Source organism: Kitasatospora nipponensis (genome assembly GCF_039528135.1).
GTDB classification, from domain to species: domain Bacteria; phylum Actinomycetota; class Actinomycetes; order Streptomycetales; family Streptomycetaceae; genus Kitasatospora; species Kitasatospora nipponensis.
In genome coordinates, this window is sequence record NZ_BAAALF010000362.1 from 1 (window position 1) to 3,409 (window position 3,409).

Consider the following 3,409-nt stretch of genomic DNA (forward strand, 5'->3'; position numbering starts at 1 on the left):
CCCGCTCCCACGCCCGCCCCCACCCGCGCGCCCGCGCGCCCGCCGGGGCCGAGCCCGACGCCGGTCCGCACCCCGCCGCCGTCGCCCACGCCGGTCCTGGCGCCACCGCCACCGCCCGTCCCGACGCCGCCGGTACCGACCGTGCCCGCCGTGCCGGTGCCGAGCGCGCCGCCCGTCCCGACGCCGCCGGTACCGAGCGTGCCGACCCCGGTGCCCACCCCGGCGCCGAGCCTGCCACCGACGCCGACCCCCGTACCCGTGCCACCGCCGGACCCGGCCCCGACCGGCTTCTGGTTGGACGAGCTGCCGTTCGGCCACGGCGGCAACCGGGTCCCGCCGACCGGCCCGACCGTCGAGCGCCGGCAGAGCGACTGGCTCTGGCAGCGCTCGGGGCTGCGGCTGGCCGGCGCGTCCTACGACCGCGGGATCACGGTGCACGCGCCGTCCACCGTCACCATCGACCTCAACCGCTCCTGCAGCGCCTTCGACGCGGTCGCCGGGGTGGACGACCTGGCCTTCTCGCCGGGTGCGGTGAGCTTCGCGGTGACCGGGACGGACGGCCGCCCGCTCTGGCACTCGCCCGCGCTGCGCGGCGCGGACGCCCCGGTGCCGGTGCACGTGCCGCTGGCCGGCGTGCGCTCGATCCGGCTGGTGGTGACGCCGGTGGACGGGTTCCGATCAGCTGGCAACCTGGCGGACTGGGCGGACGCCCGCTTCACCTGCTGAGCGCGGTCAGATCGCGCAGGCGCCGTCGGCGCAGGCCGCGTCCTCGTCCGGGGAGGCGGCAGCGGCAGCGGACGTCGGGCCGGCCGACGTCTGGCTCGCGACCTGCTCCAGCACGTTCAGGAAGGTCTCCGCGTCCTGCCCGCCCTGCACCGCCCACTGGCCCTCGAAGACGAAGGTCGGCACGGCGCTGATGCCCAGTCGCCGCCCCTCGGCGAGCTGCTCGCGGACCTCGGCCGTGCCCTCCTCGCCCGCCAGGTAGTCGGCCACCCGCTGCCGGTCCAGGCCCGCCGCCACCGCCACCTCGGTGAGCGCGGCCCGGTCGCCGACGTCCACGCCGTCGCTGAAGTGCGCCTTGAGCAGCGCCTCCTTCAGCACGCCCTGGACGGCCGCGCCGTACTCGGTCTCCGCCAGGTGCAGCAGGCGGTGCCCCAGGAAGGTGTTGGCGTGCAGAGCGGCGTCGAAGTCGTAGGCGATGCCCTCCGCGCGGCCCAGCTCGGTCACCCGGTCGTCCATCGCGACGGACTGCGGGCCGTACCGCTCGGCGAGCCAGGCCCGGTGCGGGCTGGCCGTCGCGGGCGCGTCCGGCACCAGCTGGTAGGGCCGGAAGACCACCTCGACGTCGTCGCGGCCGGCGAACCGGTCGAGCGCCTGGTCGAACCGGCGCTTGCCGATGTAGCACCACGGGCAGGCGATGTCCGAGTAGATCTCGACCTTCATGGGGGTCTGGCTCCTGTCACGGCTGGGGACGGTACTGGTCCGGAAGAGTGAACCGAGCAGAGTGAACCGAAATGTCCGGCTCGGCATTCCCCAGCGGTGACGACGGGCGGTGACGACGGGCGGGGGCGCGGTCAGTGGTGGGCGGGCGGCGCGGGGACCACCAGGACCGGGCAGGCGGCGTGGTGGACGGCCGCCGTGCTGACCGAGCCGAGCAGCAGCCGGGCGAAACCGCCGTTGCCGCGGGTGCCGAGCACCAGCGTGTGCTGGCCCACCGAGCTGGCCAGCAGCACCTCGATCACCTGCCCGAGCACCACGTGCAGCGAGAGCCGGCCGCCGAACGGGCGACGGCGGGCCCGCTCGACCGAGTCGACCGCGCGCCGCAGGCCGTCGGCCATGCTCGCGGTGAGCCGCTCGATGCTCTCCTGCACCAGCTCGGCCATCCCGGGCGGGTAGCCGCCGGGCGACGGGTTGACCACGGCCAGCACGTAGAGCGGCACCTCGAAGCGCTCCGCCTCGGCCATCGCGCGGTCCAGCGCCCAGAGCGAACCGTCGGAGCCGTCGCAGGCCGCCAGCACGCCCGGCGGGTGCGGGGCGCCGGGGGGCTGGGTGGAGATCGGCGCCGGCTCGGGCTCGGGCTGGGGCTCCGGGGCGGGGTCGGACTCCGGGGCGGGGTCGGGGGCGGTCGGGTCGGCACTGGTCACCGCGGCCTCCGGGCGGGTCGGTGGGGGCTGGGCCCTGTTCGGCGGCGGTTCGCGGCACGCTCTCCGCCAGGGCCATGATCGGCCCCCGGGCCCGCCCGGACCGGCACCGCCACGGTCGACCGGGCAGGCAACCTGACGACGCGTCAGCCAGTGGCGCCGGTGGTGGCGCCGGTGGTGGTGCCCGCGCCGGTCAGCCGAAGCGGGCGCCGGCCACCGCCCGGCGCTCGGGCAGCGGCAGGCCGGTCCAGCAGGACCCGTGCCGGCGGGCGTCGAGGCGGCGCAGCCACAGCTCGGTGGCGACCAGGTCGGCCAGTCCGTCCAGGGTGCCGGGCGGCAGCTCGGCGTGCGGATCGGCGGCCCGGCCCAGCGCCCGCCGCACCGCCGGCAGGTCGATCAGCCCCGCCTCGGCGAGCAGCGGCTGGTGGAAGAGCTCGGCCAACGGATCGGAGGCCTGCCGCAGCCCGCTGCGCGCCGCCTGCGCGCGGTCCGGCCGCGGCGCGCGCCCCCAGTCGGGCGGCAGGTCGGCGCGTCCGGCGCCGGCCAGCACCGCGCGCAGCAGCGCGTGCCGGGCGCCGGGCTGCAGGCGGACGGCGGTCGGCAGCAGCCGGGCCGCCCGCAGCACCCGGTTGTCCAGGAACGGCGCGTGCAGCCGCTGGCCCCGCTGCTCGGCGGACTGGACCAGGGTGCGGAAGCCCGCCGCGTGGTGGTGCAGGGCGAGGCGGGCGCGGCGGGCGCCCGGCGGGTCCAGCGGATCGGGGCCGCGGGCCGCCAGCCGCAGGCGCAGCGCGACCTCGGAGAGCGCGTCGTCGGAGAGCCAGCGGGCGGCCGGGCCCGGGACGCACCAGGCGAGGTCCGCGACCGAGTACGCCCCCGCCGTGAACCGCGCTCCGGCGCGCGCGCTCGGCTGTCCGGGTCCCCGGCGCGCCGTCAGCCGCACCGCGGCGTCGTCCAGGGCCTCCGCGTACCGGCCGCGGGCCAGCCGGCGGGCGGCCCGCAGCACGGTGACGGGCGTGCGCACCGCGCCGGTGAGGGTGCCGGCCAGCGCCCGGTCCACCCCGGCCAGCGCGGCCACCGGCGGCAGCAGCTCGCGCGGGCGGCCGGAGCGGATCAGGTCGGCCAGCCGCGCCGGGTGGCCGTCGAGCACCTGTCGGGCGCCGTGGCCGGTGAGGTGGTCGGTGCCGCCCGCGCCGGGCCGGGCGCTGGTGGCCGCCGCGGCGGTCAGCGCGCGGCCCGGTTCGTCGGTCAGCGGGCCGGGCAACGGGTCG

Annotated in this window: 5 protein-coding genes; 1 reads left to right on the top strand and 4 read right to left on the bottom strand. The window is 78.6% G+C overall.

The window, feature by feature from the left end:
- Positions 1-218: hypothetical protein (locus ABD323_RS40105; protein ID WP_344447047.1), on the bottom strand; the 218-nt coding region annotated here is incomplete at its 3' end.
- 40 nt (positions 219-258) lie between these two features.
- Here ABD323_RS40105 and ABD323_RS40110 point away from each other — a divergent pair.
- Positions 259-726, top strand: a complete 468-nt coding sequence (locus tag ABD323_RS40110) for an NPCBM/NEW2 domain-containing protein (protein ID WP_344447048.1) — start codon at positions 259-261, stop codon at positions 724-726.
- A gap of 6 nt (positions 727-732) precedes the next feature.
- Here ABD323_RS40110 and ABD323_RS40115 read toward each other — a convergent pair whose 3' ends face one another.
- The 3 genes from ABD323_RS40115 to ABD323_RS40125 form a co-directional block, all read right to left on the bottom strand.
- Positions 733-1,443 (bottom strand): DsbA family oxidoreductase, encoded by a 711-nt coding sequence (locus tag ABD323_RS40115; protein ID WP_344447049.1) that lies wholly within the window; start codon positions 1,441-1,443, stop codon positions 733-735.
- Between the two features lie 131 nt (positions 1,444-1,574).
- Positions 1,575-2,144: a universal stress protein gene (locus ABD323_RS40120; RefSeq protein WP_344447050.1), complete on the bottom strand. Its 570-nt coding sequence runs from the start codon at positions 2,142-2,144 to the stop codon at positions 1,575-1,577.
- Positions 2,145-2,334: 190 nt separating this feature from the next.
- Positions 2,335-3,409 (bottom strand): asparagine synthase-related protein (locus ABD323_RS40125; RefSeq protein ID WP_344447051.1); only part of this gene is annotated, 1,075 nt, incomplete at its 5' end.

Coding starts and splice junctions, on each gene's coding strand:
- ABD323_RS40115 (WP_344447049.1), bottom strand. CDS start 1,443: ATGAAGGTCGAGATCTACTCGGACATCGCCTGCCCGTGGTGCTACATC.